Annotated in this window: 18 protein-coding genes and 1 other RNA gene; 13 read left to right on the top strand and 6 right to left on the bottom strand. The window is 43.3% G+C overall.

Features of this window, described 5'->3' with window-relative positions; translation table 11 throughout:
• The first annotated feature begins 115 nt into the window (after nucleotides 1-115).
• Nucleotides 116-460, top strand: coding sequence for a winged helix-turn-helix transcriptional regulator (locus DV702_RS03660; protein ID WP_240315676.1), 345 nt, complete (start codon nucleotides 116-118; stop codon nucleotides 458-460).
• Between the two features lie 92 nt (nucleotides 461-552).
• On the opposite strand, the gene DV702_RS03665 is transcribed toward DV702_RS03660, so the two are convergent.
• Entirely contained in the window at nucleotides 553-999 is a 447-nt protein-coding gene (locus DV702_RS03665) for a DUF4385 domain-containing protein (RefSeq protein WP_114923522.1), read from the bottom strand.
• Between the two features lie 1,303 nt (nucleotides 1,000-2,302).
• Between DV702_RS03665 and DV702_RS03675 the strand changes: the two genes are divergently transcribed.
• The 5 genes from DV702_RS03675 to DV702_RS03695 all read left to right on the top strand — a co-directional run bounded on the left by DV702_RS03675 (nucleotide 2,303) and on the right by DV702_RS03695 (nucleotide 7,643).
• Nucleotides 2,303-3,577 (top strand): ribonuclease H-like domain-containing protein, encoded by a 1,275-nt coding sequence (locus DV702_RS03675; RefSeq protein WP_114923524.1) that lies wholly within the window; start codon nucleotides 2,303-2,305, stop codon nucleotides 3,575-3,577.
• Between the two features lie 77 nt (nucleotides 3,578-3,654).
• Nucleotides 3,655-3,957, top strand: coding sequence for a cell division regulator GpsB (gpsB, locus tag DV702_RS03680; RefSeq protein ID WP_114925823.1), 303 nt, complete (start codon nucleotides 3,655-3,657; stop codon nucleotides 3,955-3,957).
• A 75-nt stretch (nucleotides 3,958-4,032) separates the two neighbouring features.
• Nucleotides 4,033-4,408, top strand: an RNA gene (gene rnpB, locus DV702_RS03685) — RNase P RNA component class B.
• Between the two features lie 142 nt (nucleotides 4,409-4,550).
• Complete coding sequence (locus tag DV702_RS03690; protein WP_114923525.1) at nucleotides 4,551-5,678, top strand: THUMP domain-containing class I SAM-dependent RNA methyltransferase; 1,128 nt, start codon at nucleotides 4,551-4,553, stop codon at nucleotides 5,676-5,678.
• Between the two features lie 63 nt (nucleotides 5,679-5,741).
• On the top strand, nucleotides 5,742-7,643 hold the full coding sequence (locus DV702_RS03695; RefSeq protein ID WP_114923526.1) for an ATP-dependent DNA helicase: 1,902 nt from the start codon (nucleotides 5,742-5,744) through the stop codon (nucleotides 7,641-7,643).
• 44 nt (nucleotides 7,644-7,687) lie between these two features.
• Here DV702_RS03695 and DV702_RS03700 read toward each other — a convergent pair whose 3' ends face one another.
• Entirely contained in the window at nucleotides 7,688-8,146 is a 459-nt protein-coding gene (locus DV702_RS03700) for a chemotaxis protein CheX (RefSeq protein ID WP_114923527.1), read from the bottom strand.
• A gap of 2,634 nt (nucleotides 8,147-10,780) precedes the next feature.
• Between DV702_RS03700 and DV702_RS03715 the strand changes: the two genes are divergently transcribed.
• Genes DV702_RS03715 through DV702_RS03725 form a run of 3 tightly spaced genes read left to right on the top strand, consistent with a single transcriptional unit; the run spans nucleotide 10,781 to nucleotide 15,797 of the window.
• On the top strand, nucleotides 10,781-14,374 hold the full coding sequence (locus DV702_RS03715) for a dynamin family protein (protein ID WP_114923530.1): 3,594 nt from the start codon (nucleotides 10,781-10,783) through the stop codon (nucleotides 14,372-14,374).
• Complete coding sequence (locus tag DV702_RS03720) at nucleotides 14,374-15,189, top strand: sulfurtransferase (protein WP_205407215.1); 816 nt, start codon at nucleotides 14,374-14,376, stop codon at nucleotides 15,187-15,189. The genes DV702_RS03715 and DV702_RS03720 overlap by 1 nt, the downstream gene beginning before the upstream one ends.
• A gap of 17 nt (nucleotides 15,190-15,206) precedes the next feature.
• Entirely contained in the window at nucleotides 15,207-15,797 is a 591-nt protein-coding gene (locus DV702_RS03725) for a metallophosphoesterase family protein (RefSeq protein WP_162805703.1), read from the top strand.
• Between the two features lie 142 nt (nucleotides 15,798-15,939).
• On the opposite strand, the gene DV702_RS03730 is transcribed toward DV702_RS03725, so the two are convergent.
• Complete coding sequence (locus tag DV702_RS03730) at nucleotides 15,940-16,332, bottom strand: ribonuclease HI family protein (protein ID WP_114923533.1); 393 nt, start codon at nucleotides 16,330-16,332, stop codon at nucleotides 15,940-15,942.
• 100 nt (nucleotides 16,333-16,432) lie between these two features.
• On the opposite strand from DV702_RS03730, the gene DV702_RS03735 reads away from it, so the two are divergent.
• The gene (locus DV702_RS03735; protein ID WP_114923534.1) at nucleotides 16,433-16,630 is read left to right on the top strand and encodes a zinc-finger domain-containing protein; all 198 of its coding nucleotides are present in this window, start codon (nucleotides 16,433-16,435) and stop codon (nucleotides 16,628-16,630) included.
• A gap of 77 nt (nucleotides 16,631-16,707) precedes the next feature.
• Here the strand turns inward: DV702_RS03735 and DV702_RS03740 are convergent, their stop codons facing one another.
• A complete protein-coding gene (locus DV702_RS03740) occupies nucleotides 16,708-16,920 on the bottom strand; it encodes a cold-shock protein (protein WP_114923535.1) in 213 nt (70 codons plus the stop codon).
• Between the two features lie 248 nt (nucleotides 16,921-17,168).
• Here DV702_RS03740 and DV702_RS03745 point away from each other — a divergent pair, with 248 nt between their 5' ends.
• The gene (locus tag DV702_RS03745; RefSeq protein WP_114923536.1) at nucleotides 17,169-17,543 is read left to right on the top strand and encodes a CidA/LrgA family protein; all 375 of its coding nucleotides are present in this window, start codon (nucleotides 17,169-17,171) and stop codon (nucleotides 17,541-17,543) included.
• The gene (locus tag DV702_RS03750) at nucleotides 17,540-18,226 is read left to right on the top strand and encodes an LrgB family protein (protein ID WP_114923537.1); all 687 of its coding nucleotides are present in this window, start codon (nucleotides 17,540-17,542) and stop codon (nucleotides 18,224-18,226) included. The genes DV702_RS03745 and DV702_RS03750 overlap by 4 nt, the downstream gene beginning before the upstream one ends.
• A 21-nt stretch (nucleotides 18,227-18,247) precedes the next feature.
• On the opposite strand, the gene DV702_RS03755 is transcribed toward DV702_RS03750, so the two are convergent.
• On the bottom strand, nucleotides 18,248-18,943 hold the full coding sequence (locus DV702_RS03755) for a pseudouridine synthase (protein WP_114923538.1): 696 nt from the start codon (nucleotides 18,941-18,943) through the stop codon (nucleotides 18,248-18,250).
• A gap of 237 nt (nucleotides 18,944-19,180) precedes the next feature.
• Here DV702_RS03755 and DV702_RS03760 point away from each other — a divergent pair, with 237 nt between their 5' ends.
• Complete coding sequence (locus tag DV702_RS03760) at nucleotides 19,181-19,393, top strand: anti sigma factor C-terminal domain-containing protein (protein WP_114923539.1); 213 nt, start codon at nucleotides 19,181-19,183, stop codon at nucleotides 19,391-19,393.
• Between the two features lie 83 nt (nucleotides 19,394-19,476).
• Here DV702_RS03760 and DV702_RS03765 read toward each other — a convergent pair whose 3' ends face one another.
• Nucleotides 19,477-20,022, bottom strand: a complete 546-nt coding sequence (locus tag DV702_RS03765; RefSeq protein WP_114923540.1) for a transcription repressor NadR — start codon at nucleotides 20,020-20,022, stop codon at nucleotides 19,477-19,479.
• Nucleotides 20,023-20,031 lie beyond the last annotated feature (9 nt).

Consider the following 20,031-nt stretch of genomic DNA (forward strand, 5'->3'; position numbering starts at 1 on the left):
TGTAAAATGGACTAATCTTTAGTAAGTACTAATATAGCATACTTTTAGTAAGTACTTAGCGTCAAGTGTTTAGATTGTGATAAGATAAAGAAAAGTCATGAGGAGGTTTTATTATATGACGAATCATTCACACTGCACAGAAGCAGCTTGTCAACTATATAAGCAAGCGATTGAGTTTATCGGAAAACGTTGGACGGGAATAATTGTGTACCAATTATTAGACGGCCCGAAACGTTATCACGAATTATTGCATGCGATTGATGGAATTTCTGATCGCCTACTCACTGAACGTTTGAAAGATCTGGAGCAAGAAGGGGTACTTGTCAAATACATCATTACAGAGACGCCTAAAAAAGTAGAGTACGAATTGACTCCTATCGGCTATGAATTTAATAAAGTCTTCACTGCGATTATGGATTGGGGAATAAAAAAAGAAGCGTATAAAAAAGATTTACAATAGAAAATGCCCTTCAACCGATTGAAGAACAGATTGAAAATATCTACATTCTGCTTTCGTCAAAAGAGGGATGCTGGGTGAAATACCTCTTCATTTTACCCATAAGCCTTTTGATGGGCTTTCTTTCTTTTTAAATAATCTTCATCAGCACGAATAGTATCCCAGTATTCTTTGAAAATGGCTGCTGACTCCGCTTTCACGGGATCGAGTTCACGTTCTTTTACATTCCCGTCCTCATCATATTTCCGCCCGCTTTTATGATTGGCGTAGCGGCGGGCACGCGTATACCCCATTTGGATAAATTTTCTGGCCATATCCATTCCGACGAAATCGTCATCTTTTCGGTATTGTTCAAATAATTCATAAATTTTTTCGGCGGATTCTTTAGCGATCTCAGGAGTTTTAAAACGCCAATGGGGTAAGATTTCACTTTTATACGGTTCGACTAATAGAACGCCTTGTTCTCCTTTGCCCACTTTGTATAATTCTTTATGCTTTCGTATATTAATCGTTTTATAGTCCAAGTCATAGTCAAATGGCATAGTCCACGCCTCCTTTTTTTCTTTTTTCCCTTAGTGGAGCATGTTAAAACGTTTTGCGTGACGGGTAGAATCCTTGAGTTTGTGTCGGGAAGTCAGTTGGTGTTCGTTCAGAAGTTGGTGTGGGATAAGTGACTTCTCCAGTGCGGTGCGGAAAAGTAGTGTACGTGTGAGGATTCTCCCTGCAGAACCGGACGCTTTCCTGAGGGGACGCGGCGGACTCGCCAGAAGTGCGTTGGCGATTACGCCTGTCGTCCTGATCCTCCAGGAGTCGCCGGTTCTTTCGGGAGAATCCTTGAGTTTGTGTCGGGAAGTCAGTTGGTGTTCGTTCAGAAGTTGGTGTGGGATAAGTGACTTCTCCAGTGCGGTGCGGAAAAGTAGTGTACGTGTGAGGATTCTCCCTGCAGAACCGGACGCTTTCCTGAGGGGACGCGGCGGACTCGCCAGAAGTGCGTTGGCGATTACGCCTGTCAAGTGCCAAAATGTGCTCCTTCTCGCTGCGCTTCACTCGCAAAAGCCGTCCTTCGCCACGGCTTTCCCTGATCCTCCAGGAGTCGCCGGTTCTTCCGGGAGAATCCTTGAGTTTGTGTCGGGAAGCCAGTTAGTGTTCTTCCAGAAATAAAGTATGGTAAGTTACGCTTCCTGGACAGTATGGGTGGAGCTTTGGATTACCTGACTGAATGCATATAAGTCATTGCTTTTCTCACTCCATTCATCGAAACAGTCATAGTAGCTAGCAACACTTCACCGCTTTTTAACTTCAAAAACGGTCGCATTGTATCAGACAAGTCTATTTAGTTGGTCTTTCACCACATACAAAGAGTGATCAAACTGTCTTACACATACAAAGTACGGCTGAAGCTGAAAGACGATCGACTCCGGGAGGATCAGGAAAAGCCGTAGCGAAGGACGGCTTTTGCGAGTGAAGCGTAGCGAGAAGGAGCACATCTTTGCTTTTGACAGGTGTAACTCGCAGCGCTTGACGGTCCACCGCGTCCCCTCCGGAAAGCGTATCGTCTGGAAGCGTAAGCCGCAAGACACGCTAAGTTAGCCTCACTCCATCCAATCACCGTTCTAACTAGCTAAAGTCGTCTGCTTATTTCTATCGACTACCTCGCTTTTCAATGAATGAATTATACAAAATATAGCCAGTTAACAGACGTGGTATAATTTATTCAAAGTATATATTACGCATGGAGGAATGTTTCAGTGAAGAATCTACTTACAAAAAGGTTCTATTCCTATAGATCATCACATAAACTAAAGAGCTGTTTGCGAACGGAACATGAGAATGGGTTGAATCGTCATGTCTTATGAGAAAAAATTACTGGCGATGAAGTCACTTGTGAAAAAAACGAAAGTAGTGGAACAAGTAGCCGAAACGTTCAGCAAGCCTCCAGCGCCGGCATACGAAAAACGCTGGATGACGACAGGACTTGAAAAAATAGAGAATGATTTCGGTGTTGTTTATCAACGGGTCATTCGTTATCCGCTGACTTATAGGCATGGGGATATTTGTCTAGGGGACGTTCAAGAAAAATTGAAGCAGTGGACAGAAACCGGCTATGCGCATCCGCTCTCACCGAAAGATGGAAAGGTACTGTTTTTTGATACGGAAACGACCGGATTAAAAGGCGCCGGTGCAGTCATTTTCTTAATAGGTTTATTGGAATTACAGGCAGAGGAATTTGTTATGACGCAATATGTTTTACCAAACCCTGATCATGAAGCAGCTTTTCTGTATGCATCGGGGCTTTGGCGGGAAGACTTAACATTAGTTACGTATAACGGGAAAAGTTTTGACTTTCCGCAACTGCAAACGCGCTGGTCGTTGCACCGCAAACAATTGCCGGCATTACCCATTCCTCATCAAGTCGATCTATTGCATGGATCTCGCCGTATTTGGAAAGGGCAAATGGAGTCGTTCAAGTTGACCGAAGTAGAACGCAAACAATTAGGATTTCACCGGAAAGATGATATTCCCGGACATATGGCTCCTATTATTTATCAAGATGCGGTGAAAAATGGCCGTGCGGAAATTTTAATGAAAGTCCTATCGCATAATGAATGGGATATCCTTTCGTTAGTAACACTTTTTAGTCTCTCTACAGACATCATCTTGGACGAAAATAGTCAAGAAAATGCCCATATTGCAACGAATATCGCAAAATGGTTTCAAGATCTTGGTTTGACGGAAAAAAGTTATTCAGAGTTGCAGCGAATTGTAGAAACGTATGGAACGAGTTATCCGCTCACACATTATCATCTCGGGCTTGTATTAAAAAGGCATAAAGAATATGAACTTGCTGTACAGTCTTTTGAAATTGTCGCTACATATGGAGAAGGTAAAGAACAAGTGCTGGCGTACGAAGAACTGGCAAAATTGTATGAGCATCAGTTCAAAGAATGGATGCAGGCATTCGAACGGATTCACAGCGGTAAAGAGTTGTTACAGAAACAGCGGACGTTGCCACAGCGCTTCGTTCAACGTATGGAAAATAATTTTCTGAAACGGGAAATACGCGTACGAAATAAACTATTTCCCGGGCAAGCGCAGAAACCGACAGAAGACAAGTACTAGCATAGGGACTAAAGACAAAGAAAGACAACTTATGCTATAATGACCTTATGGAATCATAGATGGAAGGACGTTTTGTCATGGAATTAAAGCTGGATTCAAAAACGATTTTAGAAAAAGAATTTAAACAAGCAATACGTGGGTATAAACAAGAAGAAGTCGACTGGTTTTTGGATGATGTCATTCAAGATTACGAGACATTTAAGAAAGAAATTGCACGTCTGACAGAAGAAAACCAAAAGTTAAAAGCAGAAGCCATTTCTACTCAAAGACGTTCCGCAACACCTGCGCCACAATCGACAAACTATGATATCATCCAAAGAATTTCTAACCTAGAACGTGAAGTGTTTGGAAACAAATTAGCTGAAACAGAATCACGCTAATAGGATCTACGGGTTGTTGAACGAATTCATTGTCAGCATGATAGATTTGGTGTATACTCAAGAATGCCATAGGGAGTATTCAGGTAATCGCTGCAATTTCGGTTGTAGAGGAAAGTCCATGCTCACACGGATCTGAGATGACCGTAGTGTTCGTGCTCGGTGAAAAAATAAGCCGGGGCAATGCAGTAGCATTGATGGCGGGAATAAATCCTACGTCTTCGGATATGGATGAGATTCTCTGAAAGTGCCACAGTGACGTAGTCGGCATGGAAACATGTCGAGTGGAACGGGTAAACCCCACGAGTGAGAAACCCAAATTATGGTAGGGGCGCTCTTCCGAAAGAATTCAATGGAGGAAGGGACAGGCAATTGTCTGTAGATAGATGATTACCGCTCCAAGTACGAGGCGTAAGCCGTTTGAGTACCGGAGAACAAAACATGGCTTACAGAATACTCTATGGCATGACTTTACAATTAGCTCTCCTACAGTTTTGGGAGAGTTTTTCTTTTGTATTCGAATAAAATGTACATAAACCTTCTATATAGATAGAATTGACCAAAACCACTTGATCACGAAGAATGGAGTGTTATGCGTGAGTGAATATAAATTAGTTGCGACCGCTGCAATGGGTCTTGAATCTATTGTAGCATCCGAAGTAAAAGATTTAGGCTATGACTGTCAGACAGAAAACGGAAAAGTATATTTCAATGGAGATGAAGAAGCGATTGCGCGAGCGAATATGTGGCTGCGCGTAGGAGACCGCGTCCGTATCGTAGTAGGTGAATTTAAAGCTTTCACTTTTGACGAATTATTTGAGCGTACAAAAGCATTGCCGTGGGAAGATTTTCTGCCGGTCGATGCCGCGTTTCCAGTAGCAGGTAAGTCCGTTAAATCTAAATTATTCAGTGTGCCAGACTGTCAGGCGATCGTTAAAAAGGCGATTGTTGACCGTTTGAAAATGGCTTATAAACGTGTAGGGTTTTTAGAGGAAACAGGACCGCTATTTAAACTTGAAGTATCCATAGTAAAAGACAAAGTAACGTTGACGATAGATTCAAGCGGTCATGGATTGCATAAACGCGGTTATCGATTAGGACAAGGGGATGCACCGTTGAAAGAAACAATGGCGGCAGCGCTTGTCAAATTATCAAAATGGAGTCCGAATCGTCCATTTGTAGATCCTTTCTGTGGTTCTGGTACAATCGCGATTGAAGCAGCGATGATCGGTCAAAACTTGGCTCCTGGTTATAACCGTTCATTTTTAAGTGAAGAATGGCCATGGATGACTGCGGCAGTATGGGATCGTGTCCGAGAAGAAGTCGAAGATGTGGCGAAGTATGATGTGGAGCTAGACATCCGAGGATATGACATCGACAGCCGCGTGATCAATATTGCCCAACAAAACGCAGTAGAAGCCGGATTTGCGGATTTAATAAAATTCGAGCAACAAGATGTCCGTGATTTACGCATAGAAGGACAAAATGGTGTATTGATCGCGAATCCACCATATGGAGAGCGTCTTGGTGAAGTAGAAGATGCTGAAGACATTGCGGGTATATTAGGACATATTATGAAAGAGCATCCGTCATGGTCGGTATATATTTTATCTTCATTGGAAAATTATGAAGAAATGTACGGGAAACGCGCAACGAAAAAACGTAAATTATTTAATGGCTTCATCCGCACGGACTACTATCAGTTCTGGGGAAAAAGAGTCTAATACACACGAGTAGGAAGAGGGACAAACGCCTCTTCTTTTCTCTTGCATTCAGGAGGAGTTCGCATGAATACAAAAATTCCATTTCAACTATCGAAAGACCAAACGTTTTATGAGTCATTAAATGATTGGTTAGGCGATACGTTATATGATGATTTAACTGAAAAAGGATTCGAATGTCGAGATGAGCAAATCTTCATGGCATTTCAAATAGAGCAGGCATTAAAAGAGAAGCAAGTGTTATTAGCGGAAGCTGGCGTAGGGACTGGAAAGACGATTGCTTATTTACTGCCGGCAATTGCATACGCGCGGTATACCGGAAAGCCAGCCGTCATTTCATGTGCAGACGAAACATTAATCGATCAATTGATTAAAGAAGAAGGCGACATTCAAAAATTAAGTGAAGCTCTCGATTTACACGTAGACGTTCGTCTAGCAAAAGCGCGAAATCAATATATTTGTCTAAAACGTCTAGAAGAGGTTAGCAGTACGACGAATGAAGATTTCGTTGATTTTGTAGAAGACGAGCTGCCGGATTTTGTTTATGCAGACCGTTCATTGCAGTCAGTCTATCCGTATGGCGTGCGTTCAGACTATCCGTATTTAAAAGATGAAGAATGGGATATGATTAATTACCACCCGATTCAACAGTGTGCTGCCTGCGATATAAGAAATCGCTGCGGGCAGACGATCCACCGGAATCATTACCGTGACGCAGTGGATCTTATCATTTGTTCGCATGACTTCTATATGGAACACTTATGGACGAAAGAATCACGTTCACGTCAAGGGCAGTTGCCGTTATTGCCTGAAGTATCTATGGTTGTGTTCGATGAAGGTCATTTACTGGAATATTCCGCGCAACGAGCATTGACGTATGAAGTCCAGCAACATACGATCGTAGAGTTGTTAGAACGTATTATGGTCGACGGAATTCGTGAAAAGTCCTTGCAATTAATGGAACAATTACTCGATGTTCATGAACTGTTCTTCAATCAGCTTCGAAGTCACGCGACAAAGCATGATAACGAACGACTAACTATTGAAAAAAATGAAGAAATGATGCGGTTGGCGAAGAAAGCTGTGTCGTTGTCGCATGACTTACTTGAGGAATTTGTATTCGAAGGTGAGTTATACGTCATACCGGAATATGATTTAAAAATTGTTGAAGAATATTTAGAGCAGTATATTTATTCGATGGAATTATTCGCAGGGGAAAATGACGCTGTCGATTGGCTGGAAGAGCGTCGCGAAGAAAGTACGTTATTGATCATGCCGCGACTCGTCACTTCTATATTGAAAGAGAAGCTGTTTACCGGCACGATGCCTATCGTCTTCTCATCCGCCACATTATCGGTTGAAAAATCATTTGATTATTTGGCATATAGTTTAGGAATAGTGGACTATCAGTCATTTTCCATTGCATCGCCGTTTGATTATGAAAACGTCATGAAGATTCATTTGGAGCAATCATCTACAGAAGAAAAGTATCGACGTCTGTCTTCTATTTTAGTGAGTGAAGAGCAGACGCTTGTGTTGTTTAATTCTAAGCAGTCTATGATGGATGCTTACGATAGTTTACCACTGGAGCAACGTGTTCTCGTGACGTATGAAGGGGAGCGGTCGTTGTCTTCCTTAGTGAAAGACTTTCAACAACAGAAAGTGTCGGTATTTTTCTCCTATCACCTATGGGAAGGTCTCGATCTGCCGAATGAATCTCTCACACGCGTCATCATTTTTGACTTGCCATTCCCGCCACACGACCCGTTATTTGAAGCAAGAAGAGAATTTGCGGAAGATGCATTTGACGAAGTGGATTTACCTTTTATGCTTTTGCGTTTACGCCAAGGGATCGGCCGGTTGATTCGTACGAGTGACGACTTTGGATCCATTCACTTATTCGTAGAACCGAGCGATAACGAGCTATTGCCGGTTATTGAAAGAGTATTACCCGTTCCATTTTCATAAACGAAACGCACAACACAGCTGTAATAGCTTGTGATGTGCGTTTTTTATCTTTCTTCGTCAATAGTTAACAACAGATTGAGTAGTTCTCCATCTTCAAATTTAACGGGTATTTTAAATGCTTGCTGAAAACCGAAAAATTTTGTATTTCCTGTTAATACGGTAGGCGGTGAAATGTCGAGTGTGAGGCTTTCTTTCTCTAAAATGGTACATAAGTTGCCTGCAATCATATTCCCCAGTTCACCGGTGAAAGATTCAGCCATTTCTCCTTCGATATTCATGCCGAACATCGCTTGGCCGATTTTTCCGATTGTAGTATGGGTCGGCTCTACGATTAGACGGCCTTTCATATTGCCGATCAGTCCAATTAGCACACTGATTTCTCGCTGTTCGTATGGCTGTTTAATCATGGAAGGGGAAAGAACTTCAAATTTAATCGGGATGACTGTTGTTAAAGAAGAAATGGTCGCGTTCAATACTTTTTGCACATTTGCCGCTTTATCCATCTAAAGAAACACCCTTTCGAGAGTAATATAATAGTTCAATCATATCACTAAAGACTACTAAAAGACTACTTAAATCTTATTTTATTGTGTAAAAATTCTGTTGTTTAGTGACTTCTCCTTTGTAGGGCGGAAAAATAGTGTGCGTGCTAGGATTCTCCCTGCAGAACCGGACGCTTTCCTGAGGGGACGCGGCGGACTCGCCAGAAGTTCTTTGGCGATTACGCCTATCGTCCTGATCCTCCAGGAGTCGCCGGTTCTTCCGGGAGAATCCTTGAGGTTGTGTTCGTAAGTCCGTTGGTGTTCGTCCAGAAGTTGGAGTGAGGTAAGTGACTTCTCCTTTGCAGTGCAGAAAAGTAGTGTACGTGCTAGGATTCTCCCTGCAGAACCGGACGCTTTCCTGAGGGGGCGCGGTGGACTCGCCAGAAATGCGTTGGCGATTACACCTGTCACCCTGATCCTCCAGGAGTCGCCGGTTCTTCCGGGAGAATCCTTGAGTTTTTGTCGGGAAGTCAGTTTGTGTTCGTCCAGAAGTTGGAGTGAGGTAAGTGACTTCTCCTTTGTAGGGCGGAAAAATAGTGTGCGTGCTAGGATTCTCCCTGCAGAACCGGACGCTTTCCTGAGGGGACGCGGCGGACTCGCCAGAAGTTCTTTGGCGATTACGCCTATCGTCCTGATCCTCCAGGAGTCGCCGGTTCTTCCGGGAGAATCCTTGAGGTTGTGTTCGTAAGTCCGTTGGTGTTCGTCCAGAAGTTGGAGTGAGGTAAGTGACTTCTCCTTTGCAGTGCAGAAAAGTAGTGTACGTGCTAGGATTCTCCCTGCAGAACCGGACGCTTTCCTGAGGGGGCGCGGTGGACTCGCCAGAAATGCGTTGGCGATTACACCTGTCACCCTGATCCTCCAGGAGTCGCCGGTTCTTCCGGGAGAATCCTTGAGTTTTTGTCGGGAAGTCAGTTTGTGTTCGTCCAGAAGTTGGAGTGAGGTAAGTGACTTCTCCTTTGTAGGGCGGAAAAATAGTGTGCGTGCTAGGATTCTCCCTGCAGAACCGGACGCTTTCCTGAGGGGACGCGGTGGACTCGCCAGAAATGCGTTGGCGATTACGCCTGTCGTCCTGATCCTCCAGGAGTCGCCGGTTCTTCCGGGAGAATCCTTGAGTTTGTGTCGGGATGTCAGTTTGTGTTCGTCCAAAAGTTGGAGTAGGATAAGTGACTCTTCCATTGGTGGTGCAGAAAATAAGTGTACGTGTGAGGATTCTCCCTACAGAACCGGACGCTTTCTCGAGGGCGCGCGGCGGACTCGCCAGAAGTGCGTTGGCGATTACGCCTGTCAAGTGCAAAGATGTGCTCCTTCTCGCTGCGCTTCACTCGCAAAAGCCGTCCTTCGCTACGGCTCTCGCTGATCCTCCCAGAGTCGCCGGTTCTTCCGGGAGAATCCTTGAGTTTGTGTCGGGAAGTCAGTTGGTGTTCGTCCAGAAATAGAGTATGGTAAGCTCTACTTCCTGAACAGTGTGAGTGAAGCTTTGGATTGACTGATTGAATACATATAGAGTCATTGCTTTTTCCACTCAGTCCATCGAAATAGTCATAGTAGCTGATGTTGGTCTTTTACCACATACAAAGAGTGATCAACCTGTCTTGCACACACAAAGTACGGCTGAAGCTGGAAGACGATTGACTCCGGGAGGATCAAGGACGACAGGTGTAACCCGCAGTGCTTGACGGTCCACCGCGCCCCCTCCGGAAAGCGTATCGTCTGGAAGCGCAAGCCGCAAGACACTTCAAGTCAGCCTTGCCCCATCTAATAAACGAACATGAAGTAGCAGACAAGCCCACGTAGTCATTCACCACATACAAAGAGTGATCAAACTGTCTTGCCTACACAAAGTACGGCTGAAGCTGGAGGACGATCGACTCCGAGAGGATAAGGGTGACAGGTGTAACCCGCAGTGCTTGACGGTCCACCGCGTCCCCTCCGGAAAGCGTATCGTCTGGAAGCGCAAGCCGCAAGACACTTCAAGTCAGCCTTGCCCCATCTAATAAACGAACATGAAGTAGCAGACAAGCCCACGTAGTCATTCACCACATACAAAGAGTGATCAACCTGTCTTGCACACACAAAGTACGGCTGAAGCTGGAAGACGATCGACTCCGAGAGGATTAAGGGTGACAGGTGTAACTCGCAACGCACTTTTGCGAGGTCCACCGCGCCCCTCCGGAAAGCGTATCGTCTGGAAGCGCAAGCCGCAAGACACTTCAAGTCAGCCTTGCCCCATCTAATAAACGAACATGAAGTAGCAGACAAGCCCACGTAGTCTTTCACCACATACAAAGAGTGATCAACCTGTCTTGCACACACAAAGTACGGCTGAAGCTGGAAGACGATCGACTCCGAGAGGATTAAGGGTGACAGGTGTAACTCGCAGTGCTTGACGATCCACCGCGCCCCCTCCGGAAAGCGTATCGTCTGGAAGCGCAAGCCGCAAGACACTCCACTACATTCAATCTTCTACTTTCATGAACAAACACAACGTAGTAGACAAGCCTACGTAGTTTTCAATACACTTCTGAAAAGTAACTATCTATTTTTTCGCTCATTAATGGTATGATAGGGTGAGTTAAAATTGAAAGGACGACGATTATGTCTACAAACCATGAATTTTTACAGAGATCTGCCACGTATGGACAGATTTTTTTGACAAATGAAGACGACGAACGAAAAGAGAAAACTGCATTACTTGCCAATAAAATAATTGAGAAAGAATATACGATCGCATTCGCAGGGCATTTCTCTGCAGGGAAATCTTCAACAATCAATGCATTAACGGGAGATGACTTGTTGCCATCGAGCCCAATCCCGACAAGTGCCAATATCGTGAAAGTGCATAAAGCAGATGAAGACTATGCGATTATTCACCGTGTCGATGGAACAGCAGTCAAATTCAGCGGACATGGGTTTTCTGAAGGTGTTAAAGCATTCAGTAAAGATGGAGCTGCCGTTTCGCTTGTAGAAATTGGTCATACACAATCGAATCTTCCAGACGGCATTACCGTAATGGATACGCCGGGAGTAGATTCGACGGATGATGCACACAGATTATCTACTGAATCTTCGCTGCATTTGGCGGATTTGGTATTTTATACGATGGACTACAACCATGTCCAATCAGAAATGAACTTCCGCTTTACGAAAGAACTTATGCGTTATAACGAAAATGTCTATTTGATCATTAATCAAATAGACAAACATCGCGACAGTGAACTGTCATTTGATGCATTCAAGAAATCTGTCGAAGATTCATTCAAGCTATGGGGCGTGGAACCTAAAGGGATTTTCTACACATCATTAAAACAGTTGGACCATCCGCATAATGATTTCGAAAAAGTAAAAGCCATTGTAGATGGTTCTATTGAACATCGGGATGAGAATTTTGAATATAACGTCGACCAGTCATTATTGAAACTGAAAGATGAGCATATGAAATTCCTTCAGCAACAAGTGGATGATGTCAAAGAGAACTATAGCGAAATCGTTAGTGAAGGTGAATGGGATCAGTTCGAAGAGTTAACTGCTGATTTAAAAGAAGCTAAAAAACGTATCGAGTTACTGACAGGCGATGAATTCTACGTGAATTTTGAAAAAGAACGTAATGAATTATTGGAGAACGCAGGACTCGCGCCATTTGAGACGAGAGAATTATTGAAATCACATTTAGAAGCGAAGTCTCCTAAGTTTAAAGTAGGCTTTTTAGCTAGCGCAAAGAAAACAGCAGAAGAACGCGAAAAGCGCCGTCAGAAATTAAATGAAAATATTTCTGGATTGGCCCATACACAAATAGAAATTTATTTAAAAGCCCTTATGAAGCAATCATTGAAACAAGCCGGGATTTTAACTGATGAACGCTCTCTTGCGATTGATGCGATGGATTTAACATTGCCGTTTGATCAAGTGGATGAGCAATTACACGTACAGGAAGTCATTACGGGCGAGACGATTTTAAACTACGCCGAACAAATGAAGCGTGCCATTCACTTAGTATATAAAGCAAAGACCGATCGTTGGAAAATGGATATGTCAGCGATCGCAAAATCTGCCGGTGGCGAACAGTCAGGTCCGTTAGCGGAGACGATCCGAGTATTGCAGGAAAAAGTCGATGCGATCAAAGAAATGAGAAAGTGGCAAGAACGTATGGAGTGGGTCGAGAAAGAAGTAGCGAATCCATCTGCACCTACACGTATTGGAAGAGATAAACTACAGGCATTATGGGAACGGCCGAAGCAAATCGAGACAATTGATTATGTTGTGCAGGCTGAAGAGCAACAAATGGTTGTAGTAGAGAATGTGCAGGAAGAAGAAGTACAAGTGCAGCAAGTCGATTCAGACAAAGCAATCGCACACGCCCAACATATTGCGGAATCTGTAGAAACAATTCCTGGTTTTGCGGAGACTGCAAACTATTTACTGACGAAAGCGAGCCGTCTCAAAGGACAGGAATTTACTGTAGCTTTATTCGGTGCGTTCAGTGCTGGGAAGTCTTCATTCTCCAATGCATTGATCGGTGAAAAAGTGCTTCCAGTGTCTCCTAATCCGACAACGGCTGCTATTAATCGGATTCGTCCGGTCAGTGATGTCCACGTGCATAATACAGCAGATATTCATCTGAAAGACGAAGCGACGATGACTGAAGATGTCGGTTTATCGTTCGAAGCGTTGGGGATACGCATTACATCATTAGAAGAAGCGTATGCAAAAACTGATGAAGCATTGAAACAACCGCTTGAAGATGAAAATCTGCATATTCATAAATCATTTATTCAAGCGTTCAAAACGGGCTATCCTTTGTATACACCTGCACTTGGAACGACGTTGACAGTAGAGCGTGAAGAGTTTACAAAGTTTGTGGCACAAGAAGAACGCAGCTGTTTCGTAGATTCAATCGATTTCTTCTACGATTGTCCATTGACGCGTCACGGCATTACACTTGTTGATACACCCGGAGCAGATTCGATTAACGCCCGACATACAGATGTAGCATTTGAATATATTCGTAATGCAGATGCGATTTTATTTGTGACGTATTATAATCATGCGTTCGCACGTGCAGATCGTGAATTCCTAATCCAGCTCGGACGGGTGAAGGATGCGTTTGAGTTAGACAAAATGTTCTTTATCGTGAACGCGATTGACTTGGCATCGAATGATGAAGAAGCGGATGAAGTGAAAGGCTTTGTGGCGGGTGAATTGCAGAAGTTCGGGATCCGAAATCCACGGGTGCATGGAATATCCAGTTTGCAAGCACTCGAAGGAAAGGTGACGAACGAGCCTAATCCGTTAATGGTTGATTTTGAAGAGAAGTTTTATGCTTTCCTAGAGCATGATTTACGTGCACAAGTAGTACAGGCTCTGGAAGAAGAAACGACTAAAACGATTGATCGACTTGCTTCTTTAATTGATCGTACGATTCAGAACCGTTCACGTAAGGCGGAAAGACTGGAAGAGTTGGCGATAGCGGAACGAGCGTTGAAAGAGCGATTTGAAAAGAGTGCGAGTGAGATTTTAGTAAAAGCGACGCATGATGAATTGAGTGAATTAGTGTACTATATTTTACAGCGTGTATTTTTGCGTTTCGGTGACTTCTTTAAAGAAGGCTACAGTCCTTCTACATTTGCGAAAAACTCTTCTGATCGTGCACTGAAAATCGCTTTAGCTGAAACGGTCGGTATGGTCGGATTCGATTTAACACAAGAATTGAAAGTGACGAACTTGCGTATTCTACACTACATGAAAAAGCAACTGCTAGAACGTCAGCGTATGGAAGTCCGTGCATTGGCAGAAATGGATTCGTCAATCGTGCCTTCACCATACGAGCCGAACGATCAAGAGATGCTGTCGTTCGAAATTCCGTACGAACAACCGGAAGTCTATAGTGCAGTCAATAAAACGTTTAAAAATCAGAAGTCATTTTTCGAGCGTGGAGACCGTGACATTTTGAAAGCGAAACTGGAAGAACTGTTAAAAGGAGATGCAGCAAGCTATTTGGGTGATCAAAAAGAACGCATTGAAAAGTGGGCCGATCGTTGGATTGAAAATGAAGCAGAAGCCTTGCGTCTGCATTTACTACAGGAAAGCTTAGTGCAAATCGGTTCTGAGCGCACGTTGCTCGATGGTTCAGAGCAATTGGAACAGTGGCAAAGCATTTATGAAAAAATCCGTTTGGAGGAGTTGGTTCAATAATGCAAGTATTCGTGTCGAGTCAAGACGTGAAGACAGAACAGGCGAAGTGGATTGATGCACGCTTTGCCCTGTCAGATGACCAGTACGGTAGTAAAGCTTATGATGAATCACATATCGAAGGCGCTATTCATTGGGATTTGGCGAATGACCTTTCAGATGCATCGATAGAAGGCGGGCGTCATATGCTCCCTTCTAAAGAGCGTCTAACTGAATTATTTCGTACGAGTGGATTGGAATTAGAAGATTTCATTTTGATTTATGATGATGGCGGTAGTCCGTTCGCAACACGTGCGTGGTGGATTTTGCATTATGCAGGATTTAAAAATGTTTATGTAGTGCTTGAAGGGATGAAAGAATTGCAGGCTCTCGGCTTTGCGACAATGAACGACAAGCCACAACCTGTTGCTACTCATGTAGAACCACAGTGGCAAGATGAAATTTACGCCACTAGGGAGGATGTAGCCGAAGTAGTAGCAGGAGATCGTGAAGCCGTGCTGGTTGATGCACGTGCGGCTATTCGATACCGCGGCGAACATGAACCGCTCGATAAACGGGCAGGACATATACCGACGGCTCGTAATTTTGACTGGGAACAATTAAAAGCAGACAAGACGTACGATGTAAAGCAGGCGTCCGATGCGTTAACTAAGCTCGTTCAGAAAAAAGACGATGTCATCGTGTATTGCGGCAGCGGTGTATCAGCGACTCCTTTATTTGCAGCTTTAAAAGAGCTGAACTATCCGAATGTAAGACTATACGTAGGTAGCTTCAGCGACTGGATTTCACACGATGACGCGCCGATTGAAACGCTGTAAAATAGGAGTTGACCAAATTGCGATATGCATTACTCGGTGATATTCACTCATCGCTTCATGATTTAACCGCGGTGCTACATCATATTTCAACTGAAGCCCCGGCAGCGGAAGTAATCGGCATAGGGGACTTATACGAGTGTACCGTGAGTAAAAAAAATCTTCATGGGCAAGTGTATGAATGTGTAGAAGATGTCATCAAACATCCTGACGAGTTGGACACACTACTTACGTTTCCGTCTATTTACGGCAACCAAGAAGAACGTATTTTGCTATTGACGAAGCAAGCTGAGCCGTTGCGAGAGTTTATACGTAGTCTTCCTGAAACATTACGTGCCGGTAACGCTACCGTCATTCACGGTCATCAGTGGAAACCTGAGGATCGTTCTAATTGGATAGACGAACATCTACCGGAAGCGGCCGTCATTATTCACGGACATACTCATCGATCAAGCTATACACAAGACGAACAACTGATTGTGATACAAGGTGACAGTGAAATATCCCTCACAGGAAAGCGTCATATCATTAACGTCGGTGCAGTAGTCCACTCAAAAGAATGGCTGCTGTATGACGACGACAAGCAGACAGTTCGGTTTATGAAAGCGTAAAAAGAACGTACCGATCAGTCGTTTACACAAAACATGCAGAGAAAAGCATTTATTTTTCTCTGCATGTTTTTTACTACCTCTCTTTCACACAACCGTTACACACTATAATGTTAGAAATCATAATCCACACAGTATAAAAAACTTACTTTTTCTGATCCAGTATAGCTTGCCGTGCTAAAACATCAGCCGTCTTATTCGTATGATCTGGAATCCATTTGATAAAAAAGAAATCAAACCTCTCTGCAAGTTGCAAAGCAGTCTTCACATAAGGAGCATATTGCTCATTCTTACTAAACTGTTTCTCCATCGATTGCACAACGATACTAGAATCCGAACGCACTGACACCATGCCGGTCGATAATTTCAATGCTTCTTCCAGCCCACGTACAAGCGCCTGAAACTCCGCGTGGTGATTATTTGTCGGTTCAATCACTTCACTAATTCGCACTTCGTGGCCCTCACCTTTAATATAAATACCAATCCCACTGACTCCCGGATTACCAGCGCTCGCGCCATCTATGTACACTTCTAACAACCCACTCACCATCCTAATCATATAAAAATTCGTAATAACACTTGCAACCCTTCTTCTCTGCACCTAAAATAGAAGGAAGAAAGGTGGGAATTCTTTTCTAATGAATAAAGTATTGATTATGAAAGATATCAATCAACTGCTCGATATATATTGTGAAGGATGCTACGTGAAAAAACAACTCATCCAAGAACGCGGCAAGACAGGAGCTCATCAGTTTTGTATTTCTCAATGTACAGTAGGTGAACAATTACAATTTCTCGGCCGTGAAATTAATAAAATGGGCACTATGTCTAAGTAAATATAAAAAAAGCATCCAGCAAATTCGCTTGGATGCTTTACTAATTTTCATTCAGCTTCTTACCTGCCGAGATGACCTTAAACTTCTTCTTCGAGTGTAGATACATTTGCCGCCTGTGGCCCACGATTTCCTTCGATCACTTCAAAAGAGACTGCTTGACCCTCAGCAAGCGTTTTAAACCCGTCGGATAAAATACCTGTGAAATGAACAAAGACGTCTTCTCCATCGTCCGATTCGATAAAACCATATCCTTTATCACTGCTGAACCACTTTACTTTACCTTGGTGCATGTAAATTCCTCCTCGGCAATTCAGAAATTTAATACGGCCATAATCGAACAGGGAAGTAAAAACTATCCAATCGGGTCGATTCGGCTTCCTACACTATACATGAATCTTCTATATGCGTCAATGGTATGAAGAATATTCTGAATTTCCTACTATATCCTTTCACTATGTGAGAGAATACCTTGGTTTTTTTGTATGTTCTCTCTATAATGAAGTAGTATTCATTTTTAAAGTAATCACGGGGTGAACGAATGAACATAGTCATAACGCTACTGCAAGTACTACTATTATATGGATTTTTTATGCTTGGGACATTTTTGCGCGGAATGTTGTCTATACCGCTACCAGGTAGCATTATTGGTTTACTACTATTATGGGCATTATTATCGTTTCAAATCATCCCACTGCGTTTTGTGGAAAAGGGGGCCTATGTGTTTTTATCAACATTGCCACTTTATATGGTTCCAGCGACAGTAGGTGTCATGAACTACGGCTATGTTTTTGTAGGCAAAGGATGGCTGCTTATTGCGATTACAATCGGCAGTACATTTATTACGATGGCAGTCGCAAGTATCGTCAGTCACAAAGTATCTAAACGCCGCGAGAGAAATGAGGTGCTGTCATGAATCCGACGGTTGCGATACTGATGATTGGCTTAACGATTAGTATGTATTTCGTCATGAATGTCATTTATGTCCGTCTGCGATCACCATTTTTAGTGCCAATTCTTACGACAACGATTGGTGTCGTAGTAGTTCTCACTATGCTCGATACTACTTATGATACCTATATGATAGGCGGACAGTGGATTGATGCGCTGCTCGGACCTGCTATTGTTTCTTTATGCATTCCGTTGTATAAACAGAGAGAGTTAATTAAGAAAAATTTATTGCCGATTTTTAGTGGTGTGATAGCTGGCGGGATCGTCGGGATGGTAACTGGCGTACTAGCGGCGAGAATGGCTGGATTTTCATTAGAATTTCTAGCGAGTATTTTACCGAAGTCGATCACGTCACCGATTGCGATGCAAATTTCAGAAGAGCTCGGAGGTATTCCTTCACTTGCGACAGTATTTGTTATTATTGCCGGCTTAGCGGGAATATTAGTAGGACCTGTTATTAATAAATGGCTGTCAATCGATTCAGCTATCGGACAAGGCATCGGACTTGGGGTAGCGGCACATGCAATCGGTACTTCAAAAGCGCTGGAATATGGCGAGCGTGAAGCTTCGATGAGTTCCGTCGCGATGACTCTGTCAGCTATTATCGGTGCACTTGTCGGTCCTTTGTTCGGCCTTTGGTTATTTTAGGTACTGTGTTTTACGCATGCTTTATATCAGCTGCAAAATTTCTTCATCGGTCAAATAACGCCACTGACCACTTGGTAGCGAACCGAGCTCGATATGTTTGATTCGGATTCTTTGTAAGTGCACTACGGTGTATTGAAAACGTCTGCACATTCTTCGGATTTGACGGTTTAGACCTTGTGATAGCGTGATACTAAATGTGTAGTCGTCTAGCTGCCGGACGGGGCACGGTGCCGTTTTCGTGTAATCTTTTTTTCTTGGATTATAAATGTCCACACCGTTTGCCAAGTCTGCTAGAAAAGTATTCGTTAATTTCTTGTTCACAGTGACGTTATATTCTTTTTCCTGGTGGTTTTCTTGTTTCATTAAGGCATTGACGATACTTCCGTCATTCGTCAGTAAAAGCAGTCCTTCTGTGTCTTTATCTAGGCGGCCGACTGGGAAGATGCGCTCTGGATACGAGAGGAAGTCTATAATATTATGTTCAACCGCGGGTGAGGCGGTGCAAATAATGCCGCTCGGTTTATTGAGTGCGATATAAATGTTTTGGGTTTTGGGAACAATAGGTTGTCCTGCTACTTCTACATAGTCGTCTTCTGTGACGAAGTAGTTATGGGTTGCTGTTTGGCCGTTCACTAGTACGTGTCCGGCAGTGATGTGACGGGAAGCTTGTCTTCTTGAACAGAATCCCGATGAACTAATGTATTGGTTTATTCTCATATCTGTCACTCCTTGGCGGTTTGCGCTGTCTATTCCGTTTACTATATCATGTTTGACGAGGTGTGATGGGATTTCGTTATAATTGTGTGACTGTCCAGAAAGTCAGTGCTGTCTGATTTTATGTGATGGTCTTTTTGTATGGAGACAAATCAGTTGGTGGTGAATTTTGAGAGAGGATCCTCCCCGAGTCGCCGGCTTTTACTCCACTCTTTGGCTTTCTGTAGAAGAGAGAATGTGGTGGAATTTTTCTCTTTCGACTGGATTTTCATTATTTCTTTTGCTGGTTTTGTAAACCTTTTGGATGCGAAGGACTCTTTAGTAGTGAAAGGTATCGATGATATAGAAGTATTAGGTGTCGTCATGTATGGCACGAAAGAGGAAATAGAAAAGGTGAGTAAACAACCGTTTGTGAAAGCCGTGTCGTTAGGGGGAGTAATAGATAATTATTAATGACCTGCTGCCGAAAAGATAATGAAAAGAAGCTGACTCTACAGATACCGCCATCCCTTTAGTCAGCTTCTTTTTTACGTCACTCAATAAGATTCCACTAAAAATCCCGCTTTTTTTAGTGCGTCTTGTGCTTGCTCTAATTGTTCTTCGCGTTCAGCTGAAATGGTGTGAAAATGGGTGCCGCTATCATCCAAGTTCAGTAAATAAGGCGCTTTCGCTTGTTGGATCAATGCGATAAAAGCCTTTACTTCCTGGCGGTTCGAAACCATAACAGACGCCCGCACATCGCCATATACGGAATGTTCTACTCGCACATCTTTCACTGTTACACCATGGTCTACTAAAATATTTAACTCTTCTTCGGTTTGTTCGGGCGCATGGCGGCAAACGATAATGCGTTCGAAGGTCTCTGCAGCTTCCGGGATCGCTGTGTAAAGATATCCTTGATTGGTCGCAATAATAGGCTCTTTCTTTGCTTTCAATAAATTGATATCGCTAACAATGACTTGTCTACTAACGTCTGTTAATTCACCAAGCTCTCCGCCTGTAACAGGTCGCTTTGCTTCTTGCAATGTACGAAGAATGAGCTGCCGTCGTTCTTCACCTGGTATTTTTCCTTTATGCCGCATTGTCTTCAC

It is taken from the genome of Sporosarcina sp. PTS2304 (genome assembly GCF_003351785.1).
GTDB lineage: Bacteria > Bacillota > Bacilli > Bacillales_A > Planococcaceae > Sporosarcina.